The sequence below is a fragment of the Photobacterium sp. HL06 genome, from assembly GCF_059552575.1.
Genome location: NZ_CM183914.1, coordinates 2,170,440 through 2,196,724, shown reverse-complemented (window position 1 = coordinate 2,196,724; position 26,285 = coordinate 2,170,440). Strand labels below are relative to the sequence as shown.

Here is a 26,285-nt window from a genome sequence, read left to right as displayed (position 1 = left end):
TAGAAAGAGCGGATCTGTTGACCATAGGACCATTCTTTCCGCTTTTTCCATGAACCAGGATCAAGCAACTAGTTTCCCACTACCGCCGCCGGCAGCACAACATTCCCAACGCCTCGCTGCTCTAACTGTTCCGCAAATGCCGTGATTTCATCTTTCCCGCACGTTGGCCAATCAAGCGCTTCTCCCGCTACACCGTGATGCTGAAAAGCATTGAGTCTGATCCGCGTCTCCGGCGGCATCTGTGTTAAGTACATGGCTAAATCATCGATTTCAGCTTCGAAATCCGTAATCGTCGGAATGTATAACAGACGAACCTCGTGCAGCTTATTGTGTTGGCTAAGCAGCTGGAGTGATTGAAATACCCTATGGTGCTCACGGCCTGTTAGCCAGAGATGCGTTTCTTGTTGCCAGGCTTTTAAATCGATCATGGCCCCGTCAAGTACAGGTAAGACTTTCTGCCATCCGGTTTCGCTCAAACTACCATTGCTGTCGATCATGCAGCTTAGGTGCTGAAGATCATTAGTGGTTTTGATTGCAGTGAATAGCTGAATAATAAAGTTAAGCTGCAATGTCGCCTCACCGCCTGTCACGGTTACACCAGAAATAAACAGGCTGTTTTTCCTGATCACCGTGAGCATTTCTTCCACGGTATATTGCTGGGTTTTCGGGTTCGACTGGCGAGGGCAGACAGCGAGACAGGTATCGCAATGGGTGCAGGTTTCGGCACTCCAGCTGATTTGCGTTTTCCCATCAGGCGTTTTAGTCATACGAAGGGCACCTGTAGGGCAGTGTTCAATGCAGTCGCCACAATGGTCGCATATCCCAATCGTATGCGGGTTGTGGCAATTCTTGCATTGGTAGTTACAGCCCTGCAGGAAGATAACGAGCCTGTTGCCAGGCCCGTCGACGCAAGAGAAGTTAAGGATCTTACTGACCGTTGCGATAGCAAGGCGACTGCTCATGGCTGACAACTCTTGGTTTGCGATTTAGAATTCCGGTATTGCTGGCCGCTTCGGCACCCAATCCTGTTGTATTGGTACGTGAGCCTTGCTCCTTGAATTTGGCGATATCAGACAGCTTGATCATATACCCGGTAACGCGCACCAAGTCGTTAGAGTCAACATTGGCAGTAAATTCGCGCATTCCCAGGCTCAATGCACCTTTACAGAGCTGATACATGGCTTCAGGGTTAGATTTGACAGTTTCATCGATGGTGATGATGTCGCTGATGCCAGAAGTGTAATATTGATGATGCTCGGCCAATGCCTGGATATGACTGACAGGATCGGGTTCTGTACCGTAAGGAATTCTGACTCCCGGAGTTGCATCGAGATCCAAACTGATCCCTCCCTGAGCGTGTAACAGGGCGCGTCCGTTGTAACCATAAGTAACAGGTGTTGCCTTTACAATCTTATCCAGTGTTGCTGAAATTTGATGGCCAAGCTGATTGGCGATGTCGTCATGGCCATAGCTTGCAGCAACTTGATCTTTCTCGAGCAAAATGGCAACGGCTTCGGCCATACCATAAATGCCAAACATCGGCGCAAATCGGGATTCATCGATTAGCTGCTCTTTGACCAGGAAGCTGTCAAAGAAATTCGACTCTTGGTGCAAGAAGGCCGAGCGGGCTTCGATCAACTCATACATGAGCGCGCAGTAATGGGGCAGAACTTCGATTAGGAAATTCTCACGACTTTCAGCGTTTAGCGCAGCCTGTTTCAGGTTCATCCGAACCAGGGTATTAGCACCGCCTGCCAGTGGTAGTGAGTTGTAGCAACTTACAATCCCAAATCCTTTCTCATCATAGGCATTGGCATGAATCGGGAAGTTTGCAATATGAGGTTTGCTGCATTCGCAGATATTTAGTGTTGCGACACGCAGTAATTCATCCGGAGTAATTTCAGGATCGTACATGAAGGTCAAATTCGGTGCGACCTGTTTCAGTTCGGCATCGATACGTAAGATTGTCCGGCAAATAATGTTGTCTGACGGGCCGATGTTAACATGCATAAACGCATCGGGCAGCGTTCGGTCTAGCATGATCCAAAATAGCTTTAGCTTACGGTAGATAGTGTCTTCATCTAAGCCATCAGTAAATGGCAGCAATACCTCGTCAAGCTGGCCTAGGTAGACAGGGATGTTGGTGACAGAAGGAACATGATGGTAAAGGATTGTTAAGGCATTAATTGCTTCATCAAGGCTTTCAGGTGGCGATAACTCTAAATATTGAGAGCCCTGCTGAATGAATTTAACATAATCGGGTAGTACATAGCGTGGCTTGAATGGGGCATGGCCTTCAAACATGTCACAGAAAATGCCTGCATTCATTGCAGCTTGAACTGGCTCAGAAATAGTGACATAAGGTAGACTGGCATCAGCTTCCAGAGCCAGGTAATTGGATTTTTGCTTTGGAGAAAGCGTAGGGTCAGTGATGATTTGATGAAACTTGGCCTGTAAGGTCATAATTTGATACCCACTTATTTTTTATGGTTATCACCATATCGTGACTTAAAGGTTTCCTGAAGTGAAATTCTCACAAGGTTTATTTCCCCAAATGGAAATCCGTCACTAAAGATCACAGTGATAGCATCGTCATTCCCACTGTTGTTCCCATTTCAAAAGTACAACATTGTTTCATTCATTTTTGTTGTAGTGCAATTATTAGAGATTATCTCGATATGTGCTTATGCGCATATCTGCATAAGTTGTAATATTATCACCTGAATGTATTTTTAATAAAAAAGTGCTAGTTAATATAAAAATAGTCCGATATTGCCTTTTTATGTAACTATCTAAAAAACATAAACTAAGTAAGTTTTGTTCATTTATTTTCATTATTAATTTGTCAGAATGTTACTTTATTGTCTAAATATTAAAGGGCAGTCTAACTTATTGAGGATGTAGTAATTAGGCTGCTTAATATTGATAATTAAAGCAATCATGGATTGAGAGCATTAAGAGTATTCTTCCTTTATTAAGGATTGTTTTATAATGTTCAAAATTATTCGAAATATTAACCTTAGTTTACGTTTGTTTTTTTTCGCAATGTTATTTTCTCCAATGATTGCGGTGGCACAAAATCAGCTTGGATGGCAGTTCTTACACAAATATGCGTTAAGTAGCCAGAAGCTAATATGTCCGGAGTTTATCCAATCTACCCATCATACTTATCAAGTTTGCTTTCCAGGCAAGCTGGAAAGTATTTATGCGGCTAATGATTTTTACCCGCTCTGGACAGATAAATCTTTGCGTAATGAATTAGTTGCACAGCTGAAGTCATTAGCCTTTGCAGAACTTGTCCCTGGTTTGGAACAACGACTTGCAGAGCTTGAGTTGCTCTCTAAAAAAGAAGATTTGCGGGGCTATGATATTCTGGCAACGGACACATTGTTCGTATATAAGTCGATTGTCACTCAGCTTCAGGCACATCCTAGCTGGCTATTTAAGCACCAAACGCTTGATATCTCTCAGTTACCATCTGTTGAACTGAATAGCCCATTATCGACGCTGTCATTGATGGAAGAACTTCAAAAGCTTCGCCCACAAATCAAACGCTTTGATCGTTCAGTTGCGGTGGCCGAAAGGCTTCGTCAGCAACCACCGCATCAGCTTGAGTTATCTGGTCATAACCGATTTATCCGAAAGAACCAGCCGATTACCAATGGCCATATACTTCTTGATGTGCTGTATAGCTATGGTGATATCAGCCAGATTGACTACGAAGCACTATCGGATCAGGAAGTGATAGTAAACTCGGGCGAGGTCAACTATGCCATCAAAGCCTTTCAGCGGAGGAACGGGCTTGATGATGACGGAGTCATTGGTCCGGCGACAGCTAACCAATTGACTTTACCTTATTCTGAAGTGGCCCGTGTTATTGCGCTTAACCTTCAACGCAGCCGTTTTGGTTCAAGGGAGACTGATCGGCCGTTGATACAAGTTAATATTCCTGATTATATGCTGAGGGTGACAAAGCAAGATGAATTGCTTTTCGAGTCTAAGGTAATTGTTGGCAGAACCAGCCGTCCGACTTACCTATTTTCATCCTCTCTCAACACCATGGTAGTCAATCCGTATTGGAATGTTCCAAATACGATAAAACAGGAAGATGTGATCCCCAGAGTGAAAGAGTCACTCAACTACTTGGATAAAAAAAATCTGAAGATTGTAAAAAGCTGGAGTGATCGCAGCGTCATTATGCCTGAGCAAATTGAGTGGAGCAGCGTAAATCCAGAAACCTTCCCTTATGAATTTCAACAAGGGCCTGGCCCGAGCAATGCATTGGGAAAGGTCAAGTTTTTGATGCCAAATGACTACTCGGTATATTTGCACGATACGCCATCACGAGGCTTGTTTAATAAGAAAAAGCGTAATTTCAGCTCGGGTTGTGTAAGGGTAGAAAAAGCTGATGAGCTGGCAGAGTTTATTCTTGAGCACCAAAGCCGTTCTGGCATTGCGTCCTATGAGCAGATGGTTAAAGACGTTGGCCAAGATACTGTTAGCCTGGCAAGAAGAGTGGATGTTGACTTTATGTATCTGACTGCCTGGGTTGATGAGAATCAGCAGTTGCAGCTGCGTGAAGATATCTACGGCTATGACAGACCCGGTAAGAAACGCGTAGAGCCGCAATATATTACGCTGAAGGATTTCAGCTATTAAGCCGCAGCAATGAAGATGAAAAGCCTGAGACCGAAGGGATCTCAGGCTTTGGGGTATATGGCGTTGTCAGCCTCTTAGGAGGCCGGTGCGGTTCGAGTTTTCCATAACGAGCCCACAATAGCAGTTGATATTGTGAGAATGATGACACACAGGGAAATGGGTGTCGGGATAGCCCAGCTGGTTTCCATCAGCAGCATCTTGATACCGATGAAGCTGAGGATAAATGCCAGGGCCGGGCGTAGATAACAGAACCGTGCCAGCATGCCTTCCAGTACGAAGTACAATGAACGCAACCCGAGCAAGGCAAAGACATTAGCGCTGAATACGAGGAAGGGCTCTTTGGTTACCGCAAAGATCGCCGGGATCGAATCCAGAGCGAACATCACATCGGTCAGGGCAATAACCGCAATAACGATCATTAGCGGTGTAGCTATCCAACCTTTGTGATCTTTAACCAGCAGCTTGTTGCCTTGATACGAATCACTGACGCGGAAGCACTTTTTGACCACCTTAACTGGTAGGGAATCCTTATAGTCATCCTGTTCGGCTTCATCTTCACTCCACAGTTTGTAGCCAGTGTATAGCAGAAAGGCTGCGAAGATATACAACACCCAATGAAACTGGGTAAGTAGCTCGGCACCGACTGTAATCATGATCCCGCGGAGGATCAATGCACCAACAACACCCAGCATCAATACCCGGGGGCGTATGGCTTCAGGTACAGCAAACTGTCCGAAAATCAGGGCAAAGACAAACAGGTTGTCGACACTGAGTGACTTTTCAAGCAGGTAGCCAGTCAGAAAGGCCGTTGCAGCTTCACTGTTGGTATAACTGCTATCCGGCGCCATTTCAGGCCAGTACAAGTAGATCACAAAGTTAAATGCCAAAGCGAGTGCAACCCAGAACACACTCCAGACAGCGGCTTTTTTGATGGTGACGTTGCCGCCACGGGTTTGGTACAAGTCCAACGCCAGCATGATGACTGTCAGAACAGCGAACCCCTCATAGCTAAAAAGGCTCATGGTTTACTCCTTCCAAATGCGCACGGAAGGGACAGGTAGGATGAGAATAGCCATGACCTTCCGCGCATTACAAAACGACACAAATGTGCATAAATAATGGCGTTGGTCTCGTCAGAATGGTGCTAATTAATGTATTGAAATACTAGCAAATCCATTCTCGGCTGCCGGAAGCATAATACCAAACAGAATAATTATCTGACCCATCAGCGAGCTTGAAAAGGCTCAGAAACAAGGCGCTTGATTGTAGGTGTATTTATATCCATCAAAATCAAGCAACACAGTAGCTGAGCCTTAGCAACTCGCCCTTCGGGAGCGTGTCGGCTATTCGATAGCAGCTCCAAATTGCTTCGATGTAGAACCACTATATCTTTATCAATTTGGTTTGCTCTCAAACAGCCAGCATCGCTCTGATGGGATTAGATAATTGTTCTGTTTGGTATACCTTCGTGATGACGACAGGCGAACAATTGGTGACTACTCCCCAAACAGGAGCATTCTATGAGGAATTTGTACCGGGCGCTATCACTATTTATTTGTTGGTTATGTTGTAGCTTGTGATGGGACAGAAGTAGGCGATACTCAAAATACTTATTCCGATAGGGTCGCCATCGATTCGATACAGATGGCATTATGCCGCCAGTACTCAAGATCATAGTCGATCAGGTTATCGTGCTGATCATAATCATCACCGCCATTGCCGCAGCAGGACCTGTTTGTCCGGCATCGTCCATATTCAGAACCACTTCAATGGCAGAAGGTTGACAAAAAGAACATTTTTTATTTGGCAAATTTTCAAACACATACGATACTTAACCGTTACTGAATGCTGGTTTTTTAATCAGTGCAAAAAAAGATTCTTGAATAGATAGCCGCGTTTTAATCCATTCAATTTTGATATTGTCATAATGAGCTTAATTTCATAGGGAATAGATTATGGAAAGAAAAATGCTGATACGAAATATTTCTTACATGGAGCGTGAGCTATCTGAAATGAAAAGGGAATTGGCGACTCTTGATGCGAGATGGGAGCAGCAGGAGAAAGGTGACTACCGAAACATCGAAGATGAAGCGATGTCGGGTGATGGGTGTTAAGTTATTGTTTTAAAAGTAAGGGGTGAAGGTGTTTGTCATCACTCCTTGTCGCTTTGGGGCGTTAATTCAGTGAACCTGGCGAACGTCCCTAGTTAAACCTAATCCGCTAAAACTCTTTTAAGCCTTTGGATCATAGTGATGCAAAGGCTTTTTTTGTACTTATACAATAATTTGCAACAAAGAAGTGCAATACAACAACGGCTTTCCCCATCTTGGGGCAGAGCGGTTTTATTGTCGTGTCATCGGTAGTGCAAAAGCTGAATGATAGGCGGGTCAGTATAAGGCTTTGATAAAAGCAGGCGCGAAGAAAATGCTGGCTTGATAATTGCTGAGTATGGTGTTTAGAGCTGTCAAACTCAATATCAAACAGGGGATGTCCGATGAAAGATGAAACCATAACTGTAATTCTGGCTGGCGGTGAAGGAAAGCGCTTGTCTCCGTTAACGGACAACCGTGCTAAGCCAGCAGTCCCCTTTGGGGGCAAGTATCGGATTATTGACTTTACGCTGGCTAACTGTTTGCACTCCGGGCTAAGACAAATTCTTGTCCTGACCCAGTATAAGTCTCACTCCCTTCAGAAACACCTGCGCGATGGCTGGTCTATCTTCAATCCAGAGCTCGGGGAATATATAACGGCAGTACCGCCGCAAATGCGTACCGGGGACAGCTGGTATCAGGGAACTGCTGACGCTATCTATCAGAACCTCTATCTGCTTTCACGCAGTGCGGCGAAGTATGTTGTTGTTCTCTCTGGCGATCATATTTACCGTATGGATTATGCCCCGATGCTGAAACACCACAAAGAAACAGGTGCCGAGCTAACCGTTGCCTGCATGGAAGTTTCTCGGGAAGAAGCAACCTCTTTCGGCGTGATGGAGATTAATCAACAGCATCAGGTGATAACATTTACAGAAAAGCCAACTACGCCTGCCACCATACCAAACAAACCTGATTCCAGTTTGGCTTCAATGGGAATCTATATTTTTTCGATTGATGCTTTGGCCAATGCCCTGCAGCGAGATACCAATAATCCGCAGTCCAGCCACGACTTTGGTAAAGATATCATTCCAGGGCTTATTGACGGCCAAGGCGTATATGCTTATCAATTTGGTGGGGAAGAGGGGCGAGTTAGTCAGGATGCTTATTGGCGGGATGTCGGTACCATTGATGCCTATTACCAGTCGAATATGGATCTGCTTAATGTAGAGCCGCCGTTGGATCTTTATCAGCAAGACTGGCCGATCCGTACTTATGAGCCTCAGTTGCCTCCGGCGCGGACAGTATCATCGGCTGCTGGCAATGAGGGGATCTTCATTAACTCAATTATCTCTAATGGGGTAGTGATTGCAGGGGGCTCGGCGCAAAACTCCATCTTATTTCCGAAAGTCTCCATTGATAATGCTGCAGTGGTGATTAATAGTATTTTATTTGAGGGAGTAACAGTAGGAGCCGACGCACACTTGGAAAACTGTATTATCGATAAAGGTGTAAATATTCCTGCTGGCACAGTTATTGGTGTTAATAAAAAACATGATACAGAGCGGTTCCACATTTCTGAAAATGGGGTTGTTGTTATTTCAATATCTCATCAATTTAACTAGCACCTGCCATTAACCAAGAGAATTCCAAATAGGTATGCGCTAATAATTACGTGTATCTTGTATTAAATAAATAGTCGTAAACCAAACGCCATTGTTGGCATTGTGTTTGATTTTGGTTTCTATTTGGTTTCTGTTTGGGGTTCTTGGTGTTGCCGCTTGTGGTTGAGGTTGTAAAGTGGGTCAATATTTCATCAAAGTAAAGCATGTACCTTTAAAGTTTTATTGATGTTAATCAATTGTTTGTTGGGTATTTTATATTTGGTTTTTAGTCCTAAAAAGTAAGATCGAACGCAAATTTTCCAAAATTAATAATTCCTCAGTAACAAGTTAGTCGTATAGTTGAATACGGTTACAAGTAGATAGCAATCGTTACACTGAGTTCTAAACAACAGTGGTTATGTTTCTTTTAAGGATGATTATGGAAACATCAGTTGAAATCTCAAAAAATAGTAACGTCGTGTTTGATTACACATCGTTCTTATCTGCATCTTGTAAACACAGGCTGACTTTTATTGATGCATTAAAAGCGTTAATTCCGGCATTTGAGATCTCATGGACATCTTCGCTGTCAAATGAATTAACTGAGTCAGAGAAGTTACAGATGCAAGCACTAAAAGTGTTGTCAACCAGCATCAGTGATTCAAATAACTTGATCCGTTTGCTGCGTTTAGCTCGAACCGAGCAAATTAATGAATTATTGATTACTTTACCGTATGCCTTGGAAAATGAGCAGCTTGATCAGATTGAAAGTAGAGCTGGATGTCGGATCACAATGGCTGCTGATAATGGTGAAGAGTTAAGAGTTCATATGGTTGAGTCTTAACTGGTAATTTGCTCGAATGAAAATAAAAAGCCAGCTAGCAAGCTGGCTTTTTTCTTGGGCTATGCAAGTATTAAATCATTCCTTGCCATAACATACCTGCCGCAAGACATGCTGCGACAGTTAATACGCTGGCAGCAGCCTTCTCGGTTCCTATAAAGATTTTGGTATTTTGTTCCCGTTTTGCCTGGGTATAGAAATACAGTCCCGGTAAGTAGAGTAGGGCCGATAGCAGTAAGTAGTTTAGTCCTGAAGCATAAAGTAGCCATATGCCATAAAGGCTGGCACCAAGGCCCACCCAAAACAGGGAGCCCCGATCCTGGCGCTGGATCGCCAGTTTTAGGGTATATGCCCCCACTAAGAAATAGGGAACCAAGATCATTTCTGATGCAATGGCCAGTAACATATCGTAGGTGCTGCCAGCAAAGACAACGAATATTAAGGAAACCTGAACGCAGCCGTTTGTCAGCAGCAGGGCTTTTACCGGGCTTCCAGCTTGATTCTGCTTGGCAAAACGTTTCGGAAACATATTATCTTTAGCGCCCAGGTAGGGCGCTTCAGAAGCCAGTACTGTCCAGCTAAGAAAAGCGCCGCATACCGAGATCAATAAGCCGCAACCAATTATGATTGATCCCCATGACCCCAAAATTTCAGTCAGAACTCGCGCCATAGAAGGGTTTTGATAGGTAGCCAACTCTTCAGTACTGATCACTCCCATAGAAAGCAGTGTGACCAACACATATATGGATAATGCTGTCAGTAAACCTAAAATGGTGGCACGGCCAATATCTTTACGGTTTTCTGCCCGGCTGGAGACAACAACTGCGCCTTCTATACCAATAAACACCCATACAGTGATCAGCATGGTGCTTTTTACCTGAGACAGCAAATTATGCTGCTCGCCAAAGTGAAGCCCGCTAAAGTCGAAAACAAAGGTATCCCACTGAAAGGCAATCAATGCACATAAGATAAAAAGGAACAGAGGGATCAGTTTAGCAATGGTGGTGACCATATTGATCACTGCCGCTGTCTGTACGCCCCGTAGTACGAGAGCATGTACAAGCCACAGTAGTACAGATGACCCGGCCACAGCAAACCAGGTATTGCCTTCACCAAACAATACGAGATCAGGTTGATCGAAAAACATTCCCAGTGTGCTAAAGACAATAACAAGGTAGGAGACATTGGCAAGCATGGCGCTTAACCAGTACCCCCATGCAGAGCAAAAGCCGATGAAGTCACCAAACCCAGCTTGGGCATAGCCAAATACACCGCTTTCAATCTCTGGTTTTAATCGAGATAGATGCTGAAAGGCTAGAGCAAGAAAGATCATACCAATACCCGTGATAGTCCATCCAATCATCACGGCAGCAGGGCTGGCAACAGCAGCCATATTTTGAGGAAGGCTAAAGACTCCTGCTCCTATCATTGAACCGATAACAAGTGCCGTTAATGCACCCAATCCTAGTTTTTTTTCCATTGTTTAGATCCAGTCCAAATGACTAATACTTTATGGTTATTAGGTATTTTATTATGGTTTCAGTCATTGTTGCATAAAAAATGCGACGCATTTTGCTTAAAAAGTAGTTAAAAACGCTATTTGTTGTACTGGATCAAAAAAGCCACCAAAATATGCATTCGGTGGCATTATTTATATGTTTAGTGGTTTACAGAGGCTTATTAATGGAAAGTCATTCTGCTTTTGCTATGACGGTTGATGACAAATGCATATGAAGAACCGTTCTCAGCAGCCTGGCGGATTTCTTCTGTTTCGAAATGCTCGACATCACCTGTTGCAATGACAGCACTGCAATTTCCCGTGCTGAGCGCTTTTTCCATTAATTTTTGCTCTGTAAGTCCTTTTTTGTTTTTCAACAGCAACACTTTGTTTAAATCGATGCCAGCACTCTGAAGAAGGTTCTTGTCGATCATTGCTTCGTCACCGATGAACATGATCCAGCGGCTTTGCTGGCTGGCTTGCTTGAGAATACGAAGGAAGTAGGCCAGCTGAGTTTGTTTTTCATCAGAGAAACAGACTTCAATTGGGCATTTAACTGGCTGAATAAATGATGGCGAACTGGTATGAGCGGCAAAAGCTGATTTATAGGCCTGTGATGCAGAAACCGATTGTAGGTTGTCAAATAGTGCTGTCATTGTTCGTCATCCTTACCAGTGGTTATTTATACATGCTGTATGTCTATACAGTAGTTTTATTCAGGCAGGGTTGCAAGCATTTTTTGCTGATATAGACAGGTTAAAATGCTCCCTAATGCTTGTGAACTTATCGTATTTATATCTAACAGTTTGTTTTAATTATCAATTCTAAGGTACTCAAATTGAGTATGAGATGCTTGCTAAAAGGTTAGGAAAGGAGGTTGTTGTGATAACTTCGAGCCGCGTCACACTGAAGATAGTGGTTTACACAGTGGTTTATACAGTGGTCTATACAGGAGGTTGCCTCTCTTCTGTCCTTTCCGGTTTCTCTCGGGACTGGCTGAATCTAAAATTAATAACTTAGGTAGAATTTTCCGCTTTAACGCAGAAATCACGGGAAAGTAGACCCAGCAAACCGAGTCAGTTTTTCATTAGTCTGGGGTATATTCAGCGAAGAAATTGAACAGGAGAGGTGAAGACTAGAGCTGCTTATTTTCGAAGTGTTTGACGACAAAATCAATAAAAGCCCTGACTTTTTGAGATTGTTCTTTATGGAAAGGATAAACAACATACAGTGAATGCCTATCCGCTTGCCACATGGGTAAAACCTCAACTAATTCGCCAGATTCTAACTCATCATTAACGAATAAATCCGGCAGTAATAAAATACCATGGCCTGAGCACGCTGTTTGCTTGAGTGCTAATCCGTTATTTACCACGTAAGAGCTTGGTGGAAGCTCGACCTCTTTGACTTCATCCTGATTTCTTAATAGCCAGCGTCTTGCAGACGAAGAGAAACTGTATATGAGGCACTTATGGTGAGCGAGATCTTCTGGCTTAAGGATCTCACTGGATTTCGAAAGATACTCCGGAGAAGCACAAAGCACTCGTCTCATGTCGATAAGCTTTCGTGATCTCAGGCTGGAGTTACTTAATACGCCTCCACCCCGGATCGTAATATCAATTCCTTGCTCGATTAGATCGACATATTGATCACTCATGACAACCTCAATAGACAACTCGGGGTGCTGATGCATGAATTCGCAAACAATAGGGTTAATTTCAATAATACCTAATGACATAGGAACGCTGACTTTCAGCGACCCTTTTAAAGTATGCGAGGACTCGATAACTGACAAATCAGCATGTTTCAAATCATCCAATATGTTGCAAACCTGGTTGTAATAACGTTGTCCGTTATCCGTAATGTGCATGTTGCGCGTAGTACGGTTGATCAAAGGGCTTTTAAGGTAGTCTTCCAGCTCATTAATATTCTTACTGACTGCCGCTTTTGAGAGGCTTAAATCTTCTGCTGCCGCTTTAAAGCTTCCTAGTTCCACAACCCTTCTGAAAACGGTTAGCGCCCTTATTTTATCCACTTCAACCTCATATTCATGCTCATTGTTTACTAATGGTGAACTATATAGTCACTAACATATAGTTTATTCACCAAATTTCGTCAATTAGTATTTATTGCAATCATCAACACTGCGGTGTTTGCCTTAACTACCAACAGGACTAACTTATGAAAAAAATACTCGCGTTCTCGGGAAGTAATCACAGTCTGTCAATCCACAACACTCTGATTCGTTCCCTGACTGAAAAAGCTACCCAAACTGAAGTGACAATTATCGACTTGAAAGATTTCGATTTGCCGATGTATGGCATTGATGCAGAGTTAGTCGGTATACCAGCCGACGCCATCGCATTGAGACAGATGATGAATGAGCACGATGCGCTTATTATTGCCTCGCCTGAGCACAATGGTTCCATGCCTGCATTTTTAAAGAATGTCATTGACTGGCTATCACGTGTTGCAGAACCAGGTAAATCCTTCTTTGGTGACGATAAGAAACCCGTTCTTTTAGTCAGTACTTCTCCTGGACCAAATGGCGGTGCGACCAATCTAAAAACGATGGCGGAGCTAATGCCATGGTGGGGTGGCGACGTTAAAGCCACTTTCAGTTTGGGGAGTTATCAGGAGAAATATCACGATGGGGAGTTTGACGTAGTGACTCAAATTGAACTGGAAACGCTAATGTCGTCCTTTGAAAACGCATTATAGGAGCATCTCATGGCTGTTTTAGAACAAGGGGTTTGGGATCCAAACAAAGAATTAAACGATTTATCTAATGAGGACAGCTTTGAACTGCCAAAAGTCGCTGAACACAGGCGCTATCATTTATATATGTCGTTTGCTTGCCCTTTTGCCCATCGACCTTATCTAGTGATCAATTACCTGGGATTGGATGATGCAATTACTGTCTCTTCTGTTGCAGCAAAGCGATATTCCGACGGATGGTTATTTGACGATGCTAACCCGGATCTTTTGTACGGTTCTCAAAATCTGGTAGAGCTTTATCAACGAGCAAATCCAAATTATACGGGAAGAGTGACGGTTCCGGTACTTTGGGATAAACAAGAACATACCATTGTCGGTAATGATTCCTCTGCGATAGCGATGGAGCTCGCGACCAATTGGTTATCTTTAGCGAAGAACAAAGTTGTATTGGTTCCAGGTCGTCTGCGAGAAGAAATAGGAAAGCTCAACGAATGGTTGCACCTAAATGTGAATCGAAAGGTCTACCACGTTGGGTTTGCCGCAGATCAGGTAGAATATGATCTAGCCAGTGATAGCTTGTTTGAGGCTCTCGAACAACTGGATGCTAGGTTAAGCGACTCTCTTTATTTGCATGGTTCGAATATCACCCTATCGGATCTGTTTTTGTTACCAACATTTGTCAGGTTTGAAGCGGTTTATGACGTTCATTTTAAGGCCAATAAAAAGCCACTAAAAGCCTTCGATAATCTTTACCGGTATATGCTGGATTTAGTTAGCAATGAGAACATCAGAAAAACGATCGATATCGAGTACATGAAGCTGCATTACTACTTTTCGCACAAGCACATTAATCCACATGGAATTGTTCCAGCAGGGCCTGCTATCAGTTAGTAATTCACCCGTGTTTAATAATTGGAGAGAATTCGTAATGAGTAAATGCGTTTACTTTGTCCACCTCACGTGCGAGAAGATGAGTAAGTTTGGCTCTATGAAACAAGCAAAACAGATCATTTTGGGACACTGGGAACAATGTGCGCGCGCCGACAATAAAAAGCGCGTGAACGTCGGAGGGGTGCGTCAGCAGATGTTTGAGTACCCATTTTCAACAAGAGATCTCAAACAAAGTGCGATCTCACTTCGATCACACTTTCATTTTTTAGGTGATAACCGTTTCTCTCATCACGTTACATGATCTGGTTTAAAGATGACGGGTGTAGTAGTCTTATTAGAACAACATTGTTATAACAGGAAAAAAATGTGAATGACCTGAATTTAACAAGTATTGCTTCTCGTCATCTATTAACCAGCCTCAAAGACGGTGTGCTCATCATTACCATGAACCGTCCTGAGAAATTAAACGGTTGGACTATGGAAATGATGGAAGCATTAAGTGAAGTGTTTTCAAAAGCGAATAGCGACGATGCAGTCAGGGCCGTAATTTTTACCGGATCAGGTAAATATTACTCTGCGGGAGTAAATTTAGGTGGATCACTCAAATTAATGCCTCCTAAAAAGCTACGGAAATTAATTATAGAAAATAATCAGGCACTATTCGATACATTCCTAAACTGCAATAAACCCCTGCTAATTGCGGTGAATGGCCCGGCATTAGGAGCCAGCGTAACATCCGCCACATTAGCTAATAGCATAATCGCATCAGAGAACGCGACCTTTTCAACACCTTTCGCAGCCTTAGCTATAACTCCGGAAGGATGCTCTAGCTTGCATTTTCCTCGCTTAATGGGTGAAAAAAATGCTCAGCGTATGTTAGGCAGTGAAGGGTGGAAACCGAATGCTAAAGAAGCACTAGATGCAGGATTGATTCAAAGGGTAGTGCCACATGATCAATTAATAGCTGAAGCAGAACGTATTGCTCAAGATTGGGTTGCCAACGAGGAACAACGCAAGTTTCTAGCTGGTAGTCAATTAGCAGAACTAAAAGCGGCTAATGCCAGGGAATCAGAACAACTCGCTGATTCATTTTTAGGTGCGGGTTTTTTAAAAGAGCAATCGCGGTTTTTATGGAGCAAAAAGAAATATACACCGTCGGTCATGTTTTTTTCGTTATGGATGTTAAGGCCACTTTGGTCACGCTTAATTTAAGTATCCTAATAAATGGGCCTCTGAAGAGGCCCATTTTTGGATCTGCCGTAAACTGAATCATGACTATGGGTAATGCCTTCCCTTATTATCATCCCGCTCATTATGACACTCAGTTTCTCCGGTAGACATTCCCCTCCAGCCATCATCCTGCAAGCTGTCCGGTATTATGCGATTTACAACCTCAGGTAGCGTGAACAAAAAATGGCTAACAACTAATATTGTTACCATGATCATAAATCTTTTTTTGTACCAAACATTAGCCAATACACCTCTTTGGGGTTATTGGTAGTTTTGGTAATGTATGGATCATAATTAATGCGTATGGATGATGCAGTAATGAAAAGAAAAATGTTGATAAGAAATATCTCTTATATGAAAAAAGAGCTTCTTGAGATGGAAAAAGAACTGGCAATGATGGATTCGAAAGCAGAGCCACTAGAGCTTATGGAGTTTAAGTCCGAGTCATTGAATCCCCAGCCTATTGATGAACAAAAATAGCTAGTGTCAGAGCTTATGATAGCGACGCGACCTGGTTACTGATGTTGTTGCGAGCGTGATACAACTCCCCCCTTAGTTCAGTTGGTAGAACGGCGGGTTATCAAGGTAATTCGTATGTCGCTGGTTCGAGTCCAGCAGGGAGGCCCAGATTTAAAGGTCGCTCGAGCGACCTTACACAAATTGTCTATCTCATGTATGGTTAACATCACATATCTGAAATACTTCTATACCAACCGATGACAACCAAAAATGCAATTCCATGCTTTACTAAGTGCACCTTTGGGCGCGTCTTTTGGTCTACGAGTACCTGGTGAAGCAATTGCTGTTGTTTATAAGGGTTATCGTCAGCTTTCCTTATATATTCTTTATAGGCAATAACCATGCGCAGGTGAAAAGTCACGGTTAAATATTTATATTGAAATCTACTTTCAGTAGAGTGAAAGAATTAGATGTAAAGATAAAGAGTTAAATAATTAAATGGAGGATGCATCATTCTTTTAATCATTAATGTTAGTGTTGTTTGTCAAAATGGATTTTAATAAACCTTGTTTTGATAAGGCTAATGGAGGTGTTTAAATGAAAACACGTTTTTATGAGATTGATCTGCTGAGATTTTTATCAGCAATATTTATAGTAGTATTCCATTATACATATTCAGCATATATGGCAGGGCATGCTCCCATTGTTGACTTCGAAAATGTACGTGATTGGAGTCGTTATGCTTATATGGGTATTAATTTCTTTTTTGTTATTAGCGGATTTGTAATATTCATGAGTGTTGAAGGCGGTGGAGCACGGAAATTTGTTGCTTCACGTTTTTCACGTTTATTTCCTGCTTACTGGGTTGCATTATGCCTGACTAGTATAGTGGCGGTATTTTTTGGTGGTGAAAAATTCAGTGTTGGATGGGCACAGTTTATTGCAAATATAACCATGGTCAATGAGTGGTTTGGCTTTAGCGCAGTTGATGGTGCTTATTGGACTTTATTTCTTGAGGTTAAGTTTTATTTGTTCGTATTTGTTCTGTTAGTTTTTGGGCTAATGAAACATGCTCTACATGCTATAGCCATAACGTTAGTTGCATCAACGTTAGCACTGTTCCACCCATGGGCTATAGAAGTTAATATGTGGATCTCTATCTTTCCTCACTGGAGCGGTTACTTTGCTGCTGGTGGCGTATTTTACCTGATCCGTCGTAATGGAGCGAGCCCATATAAGTTAGCGCTGTTATTACTCTCTTTGGTATATATGTTGAAGCAATCAATGCTATTTGGCGAGTTAATGTCTGGCTGGTTTGCTATTACGTTTGATACGACGATTATTGCAATTATTAACGCTGTGTTTTTCGCATTGTTTTGTGTAACAGCTTTTTGCGAAGGTAATATTCTACGACAAAAGTGGTGCTATTACTTTGGAGTGTTAACCTATCCATTATATCTATTGCATCAAAATATTGGCTACATTGTATTTAATAACCTCGGCGATATAATTGAACCATATTTCCTTGTTCCATTAATGATAGTCGTAATGCTTGTATTAGCCTATGTTATCCATACTCAAGTGGAGTTGAAACTGGCGCCAGTGTTTAAGCGTTCCATGATGAAAATATTACGTTTGCCTCATTCTGGCGAAGTGGAAAACACGCCTAAAATTGCATAATTGCATAATTGCATAATTGCATAATTGCAAAATATATCTGATGTGTATGCAGCACCTCATTACCCGTTTTTCATCGGTTGTTAAACTGGCGTTGGTTGCTTCTGGTACATTATATCGGTGATATTAAAGCCGCCTTCAAAGAAGGCGGCCGACTATTGAGCTATTTTAATTATACTTTTTTCCAAACACCCGATGGGCCAGTTTTTTCAGGGTTGTCACCTTGTGTCCACCACTTCGCTTCATAGGTAACACCATTTACGACAACGCGATCACCTTTGTTATAGACGGTGTTTGCATCCCAGGCATTTGGGTCGGTACCTGGTCCTGTTCCGGGATCTGTCGGGTCGATTTTGTCGACAATGCGGACTTCGGGCCAGTTGGCATGAGAGCCATAGAAGTTTGTGACACATTTTCCGTAGTCACCCGGAACCAGAGCGGAGTAGGCCGTCTGGAAGCCAACCAGCTCACATTCAAAAGATGCACCTTCTGGGCGATCTGGGTAATACTTCCAGTTGCCATCCCAGTTAGTGTACAGCACGTCAGTTGCGCCATTTAGGTTTAGGCTGCCGTATGGTGTTTGCTGCCAACAGGTATTTTTCTCATCTGGCTTAATAGGGATAGTGTAGTGGGCAGACAAGCCTTCCCAATAACGAATACGGTTTACGGGTTGACCTTTGTTCTTGTTTTGCTCACCACACTCGATACCGCCATTGATCACGTTAATTGTGGTACCAAACCCGTAACCGATGCCAGCATCAACTTCACGCTGTGATGGAGTCCAGGTGCGATCAATCACGTGTAACATTGCAGGCTTAGGTGCCTGTGGTGTTAGGAAGAACCAGATAGCCGAAGCAAGGTTCAGCCAGGAATCAGCGACCAAAGCCGGATTATTCAACAGCACTGTGGCGTCACCGTCGAACATTACTTCGGAGAAGGCACCATAGTTAAAGTGATAAGATAGCTGCTTGGCACCACGACCAAAGTAGCCCTGACCTGCAGCACATGGCCAACGCTTATTCTGCCAATCATTCTGGCCACAGCCTGTGGTATAACCTGGCTGGCCTTCAGACCAGCCCATTTCACGTACGTGTACTAAGGCTTGCTGCCACTCTTCAAGCGCTAGTGGATTGTCCCAAGTATTATCTATGGAGATATGACCGCCAGTCTCTTGGGCAAAGTGGGCAAACGCTGTGATGATCGATTTTTTACAGATCGCATCAGAGTCGCGGCCATCAGTATACTCACCACAGAATGCCGGAAATTTACCAATGGCACGCAAGAAGCGGGTATACGTGTATTCAGGGGCAGCCATTTGAGTCAGGAAGTCCCACTCTGCTCTTGGGAATACGCGTTCTACACGTTTAACGTTTTCTGGGTTGCTTGCTACACCGGGCTCAATGGCTTCAACAATTGCATTTGAACGTGTTGCGAGTGCTTTTGCCCAGACAGCGTACATGGGATCGGCGGTTTTGGCTTTTTCAGCAGCATTAACGTCAGCCACTGAAACAATATAACCCGTCGGGTTTAATGGATCAGGCTGGGGATTCATTGCAAAGCTGCTCGCTGCAATGCTGCAGCCGATCAGCGTTGAAATAAGCTTTAGTTTAAGCATGTGAGATATTCCTTGTTAGGGTACAGATTATTATTTTGTTATTACTGCCTCCTGTACGCATCGCTGTCAGAAGCCAGTCAGTAATACGCTTTAAGGGAGTATCTATACCCAAAGGGTAGGGTGAGTTTGTGGTACACCGAGAAATATTATTGCGGTGCTTCCTTTTACTTCACTATATCCCTTGGTAAAAAGGATGAAAGACAACCTTTTCAGCTGAAAGGGGTGTCATTATCAAGATACTGCCTTACAACGTGACATCACTATAAAATTTATGGAGGAATGGACTCAAACTTTATTTTTTTGATGAATTATCTGCGTTTTCCATTTTTCTGGTTTTTAGTTCTATTGGGGGGGCGTTTTGTTGTGCTTGGTAACGTAATTTTTTGTAATGCACGTAATTTCCGTTATAAGCTCTAATGGACTTAAAGTGCACTTGTTTGGATATATGCGGCGGAGATCCAACATGCGAAAAGCATATTGTATTTCGATACATTGGGGCTGTGTTACTGCGTTGATTTTCAGGTGACTAATGAGCGGGCGACTAAGAGAGCTTGAACAAAAACAGGCACTGTTTGAAGAACGCTAACAGTGCCAGTGTACTACGATGCTTTAATTAGCGATCTGCTTTTTGAGATGGCTATATTTCTCGCTGTGTTGATCTTCTTTGGCACAAATACTTAATAAGTCATCAATGAAGTGATGAAATGCTCGATGTTCAATCTGTTTGATTTGATTTTGTTGCTCACCATTTAGCATGTGATACATCGTTGCTGCTCCGAAGTCTCCGAAAATGATATTGGCTTGTTCATCAAACAGGGTGTTATGCGCATATAAGTCGCCATGACATACTTGGTTTGAATGCAAATGGGCAAAAACATCTTCCATTTGAACAACAATTTTATCAATTTGTTCAATTGATAGCGTAAAGCCTGGTGGAAAGGTATCACGGGTGCAGCTATTAAAGCATGGCGGTAGCCCTAAGTTACTATAGTGGCGAGGGATCAAATTCATGATTAATGCCAAATACCCATTTTCATTCACTTGCGCCAAAGACTGTACTAGGTTCGGATGATTACCTACTTTCAAACAAGCCTGTAACTCGTCTTCTGGATAACCATCACTAGTGACTTCACCTTTAAAAACTTTAACCGCAATATCATCAGGAAAGGTGGTTTGATGTTGATTCCAGACGGCCTTTGAAATAACGCCTGATGCGCCTTGCCCAAGCACTTCTTGTAACGTGAAGCTAGATGGTGCCACAGCCGGGACAGATTGAATACTGATCTCTGACTGGCTAAATGGGTTACCTGAAAATGCAAACCAGGCAAGCTTAGGTAGGTCCAGTAATTGATCGGGGCACTCAGCCAGCTGGTTGGCTGAAATACGCACTAACTCAAGATTGGTAGACTGAGCTAAGGTTTGCGGTAGGTGCGTCAAGCGATTACCTGCTAATGCTAGCTTTTGTAGTCGAGGTCGTTCGCCCAAAGAGTCCGGCAAGGTTTCAATATGGTTATCCGTTAAGATGAGCCAGCGTAGTTTGGGTGGTAATGAGTTTGCCGGGACATGATCAATCTTGTTGGCTTTGAAACCAATCATCTCTAAGTTCGGGCATCGGCCAAGCACTTCAGGTAGTGTTTCAAAGAGGTTGTTCGAGGCAAAAATAATTTTAAGCTTTTGAAGCTGCACTAATTCTTCTGGTAATGATGCTAATTGGTTATTGGATAAATCAAGAATTTCTAAGCTATCAGCCAGTGATAAAATTTCTACTGGGAATGAGGTTAAGTTTTCTGATAATTTTAAGTGCTGAGTGCCGGCTAATTCGCCCGATTTTAGCTGAGAAAGTGTATGCAAAATGATGAACCCATAAAATGCGTGGTACAAAACAGCAGGTAGTCTACAAGAAAGGAGGGCAAAAAGGAGGGAATTTATTAGATTAGCGGTTGATACGCGTATTTGCATATTGAACAGTAAGGGAATTTTGAGGGCATCCTTAAGTTCTAGATATTATACCCAAGTTACCTCAAGATGCTCGTTTCAGCGAGAATTACTTAGCTACTAGGTCGGGCCGCGCAGGCTAGGCACCGATTTGAAAATCTAGTGGCTCTAAATTAATAATCGGTAACAACGAATAGGAGCCAAGTAAACTCGCCCTTTGGGAGTGAGCCAGCGAACCCATTTCTGTGTCAAATAACGTTGAAAGGGATTGCCATTCCTACCGTTATTTTCCTTGAACTGAGCACGCTGGTCTCACTCTGAATCCTGCATCTTGAGGTAGCTTGGGTATATAAACTAGGAAGGAAATGTAAGTGCAAAGTGAAAGAATACAATTAGCTCCTCCATCGATGGAATTGGCTCAACCTATGCTTGAAGCCATACGTGAAAGCCAAAATGAACTAAGCCAGTACCTTCCTTGGGTGCCGCATGCGCTAACTGAATCTGAGTCTATTCAAAACATGCAGGAGGCTATCGACAATTATGAGCGCTTTGAAGGCGAGCTCCGGTTCTCTATTCTGCGTAACAGTGACTCAACGTTTCTTGGTGCGATAGGCTTAATTATCCGAGATAAATCTGTCCCTTACTTTGAAATTGGTTATTGGCTTCATTCGGCTGAAACGGGCAATGGCTACATATCCGAGGCTGTATCGATTTTGGAAAACTACGCTTTTGGGCAACTCAACGCCCTGCGTGTTGAAATACGGACGGCTGAAGTCAATGCTAAAAGCCGAGCTGTTGCTGAAAGCTGTGGTTACCAGCTAGAAGCCACTTTGGTTAATGAACGTAGGTTACCATCAGGAGAATTATCTAATACGGTGATATATAGCAAGCTTGGCTTATGAGAATGCTCATTGTGGTGAACCTCATTTTTATTTCTATAAAAAATTATCTTGAATCATTATTTGTTGCTTGATAGATTCATTTCATGAACATGAACCATACGCTTCAGCTTACCTCAATTTCTTGGTGGCGCTCTATTTATTAGAGCGGCGCTGGATCACATTTATTCATAGCCGTCGGACGACTGCCTATGAATAACGCAATGATGTCTCCGATGGTCAATTTAGGAGCCATATTGTGCACAACCAATTAGATTGCAACTCACATTCAGATGTTCAACTAGAAAAAATACTGACTGGTGATAGAGCGACAGGACAGCTGCACCTTGGACATTTTGTCGGTTCACTCCAGCAACGTGTAGAGTTACAGCATCAATACGAACAAACCATTTTGGTTGCCGATTTACAAGGGCTAACGGATAACGGGCATAACCCGCATAAGGTCTCGTCCAATATATTAAATGTGGTGGCTGATTACTTAGCTGTTGGTATTGATCCCTTAAAAACAACTATTTGCTTACAGTCTGCCATCCCGGCTTTGGCAGAATTGACCATGTATTATGCTAATTTGGTTTCTGTTGCCCGATTACAGAGAAACCCAACGGTGAAGAATGAAATTGCCAGCAAATCATTTGGCGGTTCTATTCCAGCAGGTTTCTTAACGTACCCAATTAGCCAAGCGGCAGATATTACAGCATTTAAGGCAACGTTAATCCCTGTGGGGGACGACCAACTACCGATGATTGAGCAAACCAATGAAATTGTTAGAAAACTAAACCATATAGCCCAGGATGATATTTTAGTTGAATGTCGGCCGCTATTAAGCAGAGTCCCTCGCTTACCCAGTACGGATGGCAAAAGTAAGATGTCTAAGTCAATGGGCAACTGTATTTTGTTGAGTTCCAGTGAAAAGGAGATATCGCAGGCGGTGAAATCAATGTATACCGATCCTAATCACTTGAGAATTGATGATCCTGGTTGCGTTGAGGGTAATGTTGTTTTCACTTACTTGGATGCTTTTCATCCTGACTCAGCATATATTGATGAACTAAAAGTGAGGTACCAGGCAGGTGGTTTAGGTGATGGAACAACTAAAAAGATACTCGAAGAGTGTTTACAGGAAATCCTGAGGCCGATTAGAGAACGTAGGGAAGTATTTATTTCTGACAAAGCACAGTTAATCGACATTCTTAGAAAGGGCAGTGAGAAATCAAAAGATGAGTCAGACCAGGTGTTAAATAACGTAAAAAAAGCATTTGGCCTTAACCTCTTTCAGTAGAACAATTCTCCGGGTAGCGGGTTCTAAAATTTAAAGGAAATATCAGTGCAAGACGAATATTTGAACTACTATGCAAATTTCGATGAGGAGCAGCGTCTCACTTGTCAAAATATAACTCGAATCGAATTCGATACCACAGTAAACCAGTTATCAGAATTTACTCGGTCAGCAAAAAAGCTTACAGAATTAGGTGCCGCGACGGGGCGTTATTCACTTTATTACGCTAGGCAGGGTGTAGATGTTACCGCTGTAGAGCTTGTTCCTGAGTTGGTGGAACAACTCAATAGTAAAGCGATGCAACAAGCTGCAAATATCCAAATACACGAGGCGAACGCAACGGCCGTACCTTTCATCCTGAGCAGCTCGCAGGATGTCGTACTTATTCTTGGCCCTCTATACCATCTACAAAAACAAGAAGAACGAGAGGCAGTATTGAGTGAAGCCAATAGGATACTCAAGCCAAATGGGGTATTGGCAGTGGCTTATATCAGTCGTTTCTTCGTAGCTGGCCTGCTTGCTAAGATGTCATCGTCATTTGTCACACCTGATGTTCTCATGACATTGAGTGAAACGGGGCTTGTAACTAATCCTGAGGTTGATGCTTTTTTCAGAACGGGCTATTTTGCAACACCGGCAGAAATAGAGTCTTTGGCTGAAAGTCGTGGCTTTAGTGTGCTAAAGCATATTGCTACAGATGGCTTCGGCCGTTATATAGGGCAAGAAATTAATGGACTGACAGAGGAACAATATCAGTCTTGGTTGACTTATCATTTGTCAGTATGTGGTGAGCCGTCGTTATTAGGTTCGAGCAACCATGGCTTAGTCATCGCAAAAAATGTCGTTAACGCCATTTTATGTTCCCTTATTAGCCGCCAAATAAAAATTCTTCATGGTTATCTACCCACTGGGGGTATTGAGTCATGGCTTTTGAATAGAGAGGATTTTTATAATGAGTAGTAAGCCAGTGCTGAAGGTTCGGATAGGGCGCGTTTAAGAACCAGCGTCGGTCAACACGGGAAAACTGGCGAATAAAAGGTAAGAGGGCGTAGTCTGCTAAACTCGCTCTCGCTCCCATCAGGAAATTTCGCTCAATTAAACGTTGCTCTAAGGCGCCAATAAATTGCTCACATTGTTGACGATGATGGGCTTCACTACTGTCATGATACCGAGCTGCGGTTTTATAATTCTCCAGTGACGTGACAAACTCATTATCATTACGGTCAATCAAGGTTAGCATGTCCGGAAAGGCACCAGGTTGGTCACTATAAAGTAAGTTCTTTGGATCACTTTGTTTTAATGCCCAAAGCATAATGTCGATACTTTCCTCGATTACCGATGAATCATTGAGTAATAATACCGGTACAGTTCCTTTAGGTGAAACGGCCAACAGCTCAGCAGGGATATTCTTCATTACAACGTCACGTAACATGACTGGTTGTTTAGCAAGCAATAGTCCTAATCTTGCTCGCATGGCATAAGGGCAACGTCGTAAAGAGTAAAGTATTGGTAAGGACATTTGTGCTACCTAGTACTGTAGTTACCTAAAACTATAGCAGTGTGACTTTGCGTTTTTGATTCAAACGAGGGCGATAAGGGAGCATTGTCGTTCCATTGCTTAATCGGTTTTGCACATAAGTAAGGGTTAGCAAACGATGATGTGAATGGGTAGAACATTAGCCAGCTCTCATTGATTCAGTTTAGGGGTGATATTTCTGCCGTGGTCAGATATGTGCGATCAACTGATTGTAGTGAAATTAACTATCGCCCATGACTGTATATTTGGTTTGTTGATCTAAGTAATCGGTGTATTGCGGCGATATTTTCTATCAGCGATGAAATCCAAGCAGCTTGAATGGTCTGATGAGTTGAATCATAATCAAATCTCAAGGATGCGATGAATTCTCAAGGATGAAATATCAAAGGGCATATGAAATTACATAAATTGGAAGGCTACATTCAATCAATTTATTTAGCGGAATATCATGATAGGCTGCTATTGCTTGATGGCTGTAGCCGTGCAGATATCCCTATGCTCAAGCATTTTATTGTGGGAACGTTACACCGACCTTTTAGCGATTTGAGATTGGTTGTTGTGACTCATATGCATCCTGATCATGCTGGGGCTGCCAATAAGCTGCGTTGCCTAACCGGATGTAAAATTGCAGCAGCAAATGTTTCGGGGCAATGGTATGCAGGGATTGACGGAAAACTGATGCATCTTACTGATCTGCTACTGGCAAAATGGGTAGCCAAGCGGATGAAAAAGCCTCGCCGTAATATATGGTATTCGAGCAAGCTTGAGGCAGATTACAAGCTTGACGATGGTGATATGTTACCAGGTTTCCCTGAATGGGTTGCTCTTGAGACCCAAGGTCATACTGACAGAGATCTGTCACTGCATCATTTGCCGAGCAATTGTATCTATGTGGCAGACTTAATGGTTAAAGTAAAAGGGCGCTACATTCCTCCCTTTCCTGTTTTTTATCCTAATCGATATCGTAGCTCTATAAAAAAAGTAATAGCATTAGAGCCTACATCAATCATTCTTGCCCATGGTGGTGAGGTTTACCCCTCGGAGCAGGAATTTAAATACTTGTTAGAGCAAGCTCCAACAGTTCCAATGACCCATTGGCGATCAGTAAAGTCAAAATTCAGAAAGGCATTTAGAAGAGCGGCATGATCTGGTTTCTTTGGCTGCTACGAATAGTGGCTGGCTAGAAGCTGGAATGGCCGAGCTATCTTACTGTTTTAAAAGCTGTTTAAAATATCATCAATTCCATCAATACTCCCAATTACATCTTTCATATCAAGATCTCATATCTGCAAAAAAGTGCATACTGCATATGCTATTTGTCTAATAACCTAGATTCGATCATGAAATTATATCTTG

The 26,285-nt window shown here is 42.8% G+C and carries 21 protein-coding genes, 1 tRNA gene and 3 pseudogenes; 14 read left to right on the top strand and 11 right to left on the bottom strand.

Features of this window, described 5'->3' with window-relative positions; translation table 11 throughout:
- Positions 1-68: 68 nt before the first annotated feature.
- Entirely contained in the window at positions 69-962 is an 894-nt protein-coding gene (locus AC51G0_RS10265) for a YjjW family glycine radical enzyme activase (RefSeq protein WP_496298238.1), read from the bottom strand.
- A complete protein-coding gene (locus AC51G0_RS10260) occupies positions 928-2,463 on the bottom strand; it encodes a YjjI family glycine radical enzyme (RefSeq protein WP_496298237.1) in 1,536 nt (511 codons plus the stop codon). Before AC51G0_RS10260 ends, AC51G0_RS10265 begins: the two co-directional genes overlap by 35 nt.
- Positions 2,464-2,991: 528 nt before the next feature.
- Between AC51G0_RS10260 and AC51G0_RS10255 the strand changes: the two genes are divergently transcribed.
- Positions 2,992-4,659 carry a L,D-transpeptidase family protein gene (locus tag AC51G0_RS10255; RefSeq protein ID WP_496298235.1) on the top strand — a complete coding sequence of 556 codons (1,668 nt, stop codon included), beginning with the start codon at positions 2,992-2,994 and terminating at the stop codon, positions 4,657-4,659.
- A 74-nt stretch (positions 4,660-4,733) separates the two neighbouring features.
- Here the strand turns inward: AC51G0_RS10255 and AC51G0_RS10250 are convergent, their stop codons facing one another.
- From AC51G0_RS10250 to AC51G0_RS10240, 3 genes and pseudogenes are all read right to left on the bottom strand, one after another.
- A complete protein-coding gene (locus AC51G0_RS10250; RefSeq protein ID WP_496298233.1) occupies positions 4,734-5,681 on the bottom strand; it encodes a TerC family protein in 948 nt (315 codons plus the stop codon).
- 588 nt (positions 5,682-6,269) lie between these two features.
- Positions 6,270-6,365 (bottom strand): annotated as a pseudogene (locus AC51G0_RS10245) (phosphonate utilization transcriptional regulator PhnR); the annotation flags it as partial.
- Positions 6,353-6,421, bottom strand: a pseudogene (locus AC51G0_RS10240) (ABC transporter permease); the annotation flags it as partial. The pseudogenes AC51G0_RS10240 and AC51G0_RS10245, both read right to left, overlap by 13 nt.
- A gap of 193 nt (positions 6,422-6,614) precedes the next feature.
- Here AC51G0_RS10240 and AC51G0_RS10235 point away from each other — a divergent pair.
- The 3 genes from AC51G0_RS10235 to AC51G0_RS10225 all read left to right on the top strand — a co-directional run bounded on the left by AC51G0_RS10235 (position 6,615) and on the right by AC51G0_RS10225 (position 9,197).
- Complete coding sequence (locus tag AC51G0_RS10235; RefSeq protein WP_496298231.1) at positions 6,615-6,773, top strand: hypothetical protein; 159 nt, start codon at positions 6,615-6,617, stop codon at positions 6,771-6,773.
- 380 nt (positions 6,774-7,153) lie between these two features.
- On the top strand, positions 7,154-8,374 hold the full coding sequence (gene glgC / locus AC51G0_RS10230; RefSeq protein WP_496298229.1) for a glucose-1-phosphate adenylyltransferase: 1,221 nt from the start codon (positions 7,154-7,156) through the stop codon (positions 8,372-8,374).
- Between the two features lie 418 nt (positions 8,375-8,792).
- Complete coding sequence (locus AC51G0_RS10225) at positions 8,793-9,197, top strand: hypothetical protein (protein WP_496298227.1); 405 nt, start codon at positions 8,793-8,795, stop codon at positions 9,195-9,197.
- A gap of 70 nt (positions 9,198-9,267) precedes the next feature.
- Here the strand turns inward: AC51G0_RS10225 and AC51G0_RS10220 are convergent, their stop codons facing one another.
- From AC51G0_RS10220 to AC51G0_RS10210, 3 genes are all read right to left on the bottom strand, one after another.
- Positions 9,268-10,674 (bottom strand): basic amino acid/polyamine antiporter, encoded by a 1,407-nt coding sequence (locus AC51G0_RS10220; RefSeq protein ID WP_496298225.1) that lies wholly within the window; start codon positions 10,672-10,674, stop codon positions 9,268-9,270.
- Between the two features lie 200 nt (positions 10,675-10,874).
- On the bottom strand, positions 10,875-11,348 hold the full coding sequence (locus tag AC51G0_RS10215; protein WP_496298223.1) for a cell division inhibitor SulA: 474 nt from the start codon (positions 11,346-11,348) through the stop codon (positions 10,875-10,877).
- A gap of 479 nt (positions 11,349-11,827) precedes the next feature.
- Positions 11,828-12,727 carry a LysR family transcriptional regulator gene (locus AC51G0_RS10210; protein WP_496298221.1) on the bottom strand — a complete coding sequence of 300 codons (900 nt, stop codon included), beginning with the start codon at positions 12,725-12,727 and terminating at the stop codon, positions 11,828-11,830.
- 146 nt (positions 12,728-12,873) lie between these two features.
- Here AC51G0_RS10210 and AC51G0_RS10205 point away from each other — a divergent pair, with 146 nt between their 5' ends.
- The 6 genes from AC51G0_RS10205 to AC51G0_RS10180 all read left to right on the top strand — a co-directional run bounded on the left by AC51G0_RS10205 (position 12,874) and on the right by AC51G0_RS10180 (position 17,670).
- Complete coding sequence (locus tag AC51G0_RS10205) at positions 12,874-13,413, top strand: NADPH-dependent FMN reductase (RefSeq protein ID WP_496298220.1); 540 nt, start codon at positions 12,874-12,876, stop codon at positions 13,411-13,413.
- A gap of 9 nt (positions 13,414-13,422) precedes the next feature.
- On the top strand, positions 13,423-14,301 hold the full coding sequence (locus tag AC51G0_RS10200) for a glutathione S-transferase C-terminal domain-containing protein (protein ID WP_496298218.1): 879 nt from the start codon (positions 13,423-13,425) through the stop codon (positions 14,299-14,301).
- Positions 14,302-14,667: 366 nt separating this feature from the next.
- A complete protein-coding gene (locus AC51G0_RS10195) occupies positions 14,668-15,513 on the top strand; it encodes an enoyl-CoA hydratase/isomerase family protein (protein ID WP_496298216.1) in 846 nt (281 codons plus the stop codon).
- 315 nt (positions 15,514-15,828) lie between these two features.
- Positions 15,829-16,011 (top strand): hypothetical protein, encoded by a 183-nt coding sequence (locus AC51G0_RS10190; RefSeq protein WP_496298214.1) that lies wholly within the window; start codon positions 15,829-15,831, stop codon positions 16,009-16,011.
- Between the two features lie 66 nt (positions 16,012-16,077).
- Positions 16,078-16,158: transfer RNA gene (locus tag AC51G0_RS10185), tRNA-OTHER, on the top strand.
- Positions 16,159-16,587: 429 nt separating this feature from the next.
- Complete coding sequence (locus AC51G0_RS10180; RefSeq protein WP_496298213.1) at positions 16,588-17,670, top strand: acyltransferase family protein; 1,083 nt, start codon at positions 16,588-16,590, stop codon at positions 17,668-17,670.
- 172 nt (positions 17,671-17,842) lie between these two features.
- On the opposite strand, the pseudogene AC51G0_RS10175 reads toward AC51G0_RS10180, so the two are convergent.
- Positions 17,843-19,282 (bottom strand): annotated as a pseudogene (locus tag AC51G0_RS10175) (chitinase); the annotation flags it as partial.
- Between the two features lie 609 nt (positions 19,283-19,891).
- The gene (locus AC51G0_RS10170; RefSeq protein ID WP_496301920.1) at positions 19,892-21,133 is read right to left on the bottom strand and encodes a leucine-rich repeat-containing protein kinase family protein; all 1,242 of its coding nucleotides are present in this window, start codon (positions 21,131-21,133) and stop codon (positions 19,892-19,894) included.
- A gap of 455 nt (positions 21,134-21,588) precedes the next feature.
- Between AC51G0_RS10170 and AC51G0_RS10165 the strand changes: the two genes are divergently transcribed.
- From AC51G0_RS10165 to AC51G0_RS10155, 3 genes are all read left to right on the top strand, one after another.
- Complete coding sequence (locus tag AC51G0_RS10165; RefSeq protein ID WP_496298211.1) at positions 21,589-22,119, top strand: GNAT family N-acetyltransferase; 531 nt, start codon at positions 21,589-21,591, stop codon at positions 22,117-22,119.
- Between the two features lie 235 nt (positions 22,120-22,354).
- Entirely contained in the window at positions 22,355-23,395 is a 1,041-nt protein-coding gene (gene trpS, locus AC51G0_RS10160; RefSeq protein ID WP_496298210.1) for a tryptophan--tRNA ligase, read from the top strand.
- Positions 23,396-23,440: 45 nt separating this feature from the next.
- Positions 23,441-24,352, top strand: coding sequence for a class I SAM-dependent methyltransferase (locus AC51G0_RS10155; RefSeq protein WP_496298209.1), 912 nt, complete (start codon positions 23,441-23,443; stop codon positions 24,350-24,352).
- On the opposite strand, the gene AC51G0_RS10150 is transcribed toward AC51G0_RS10155, so the two are convergent.
- Positions 24,261-24,911 carry a glutathione S-transferase gene (locus AC51G0_RS10150; protein WP_496298208.1) on the bottom strand — a complete coding sequence of 217 codons (651 nt, stop codon included), beginning with the start codon at positions 24,909-24,911 and terminating at the stop codon, positions 24,261-24,263. The genes AC51G0_RS10155 and AC51G0_RS10150 overlap by 92 nt on opposite strands.
- A 411-nt stretch (positions 24,912-25,322) precedes the next feature.
- Between AC51G0_RS10150 and AC51G0_RS10145 the strand changes: the two genes are divergently transcribed.
- Entirely contained in the window at positions 25,323-26,075 is a 753-nt protein-coding gene (locus AC51G0_RS10145; protein WP_496298206.1) for an MBL fold metallo-hydrolase, read from the top strand.
- Positions 26,076-26,285 lie beyond the last annotated feature (210 nt).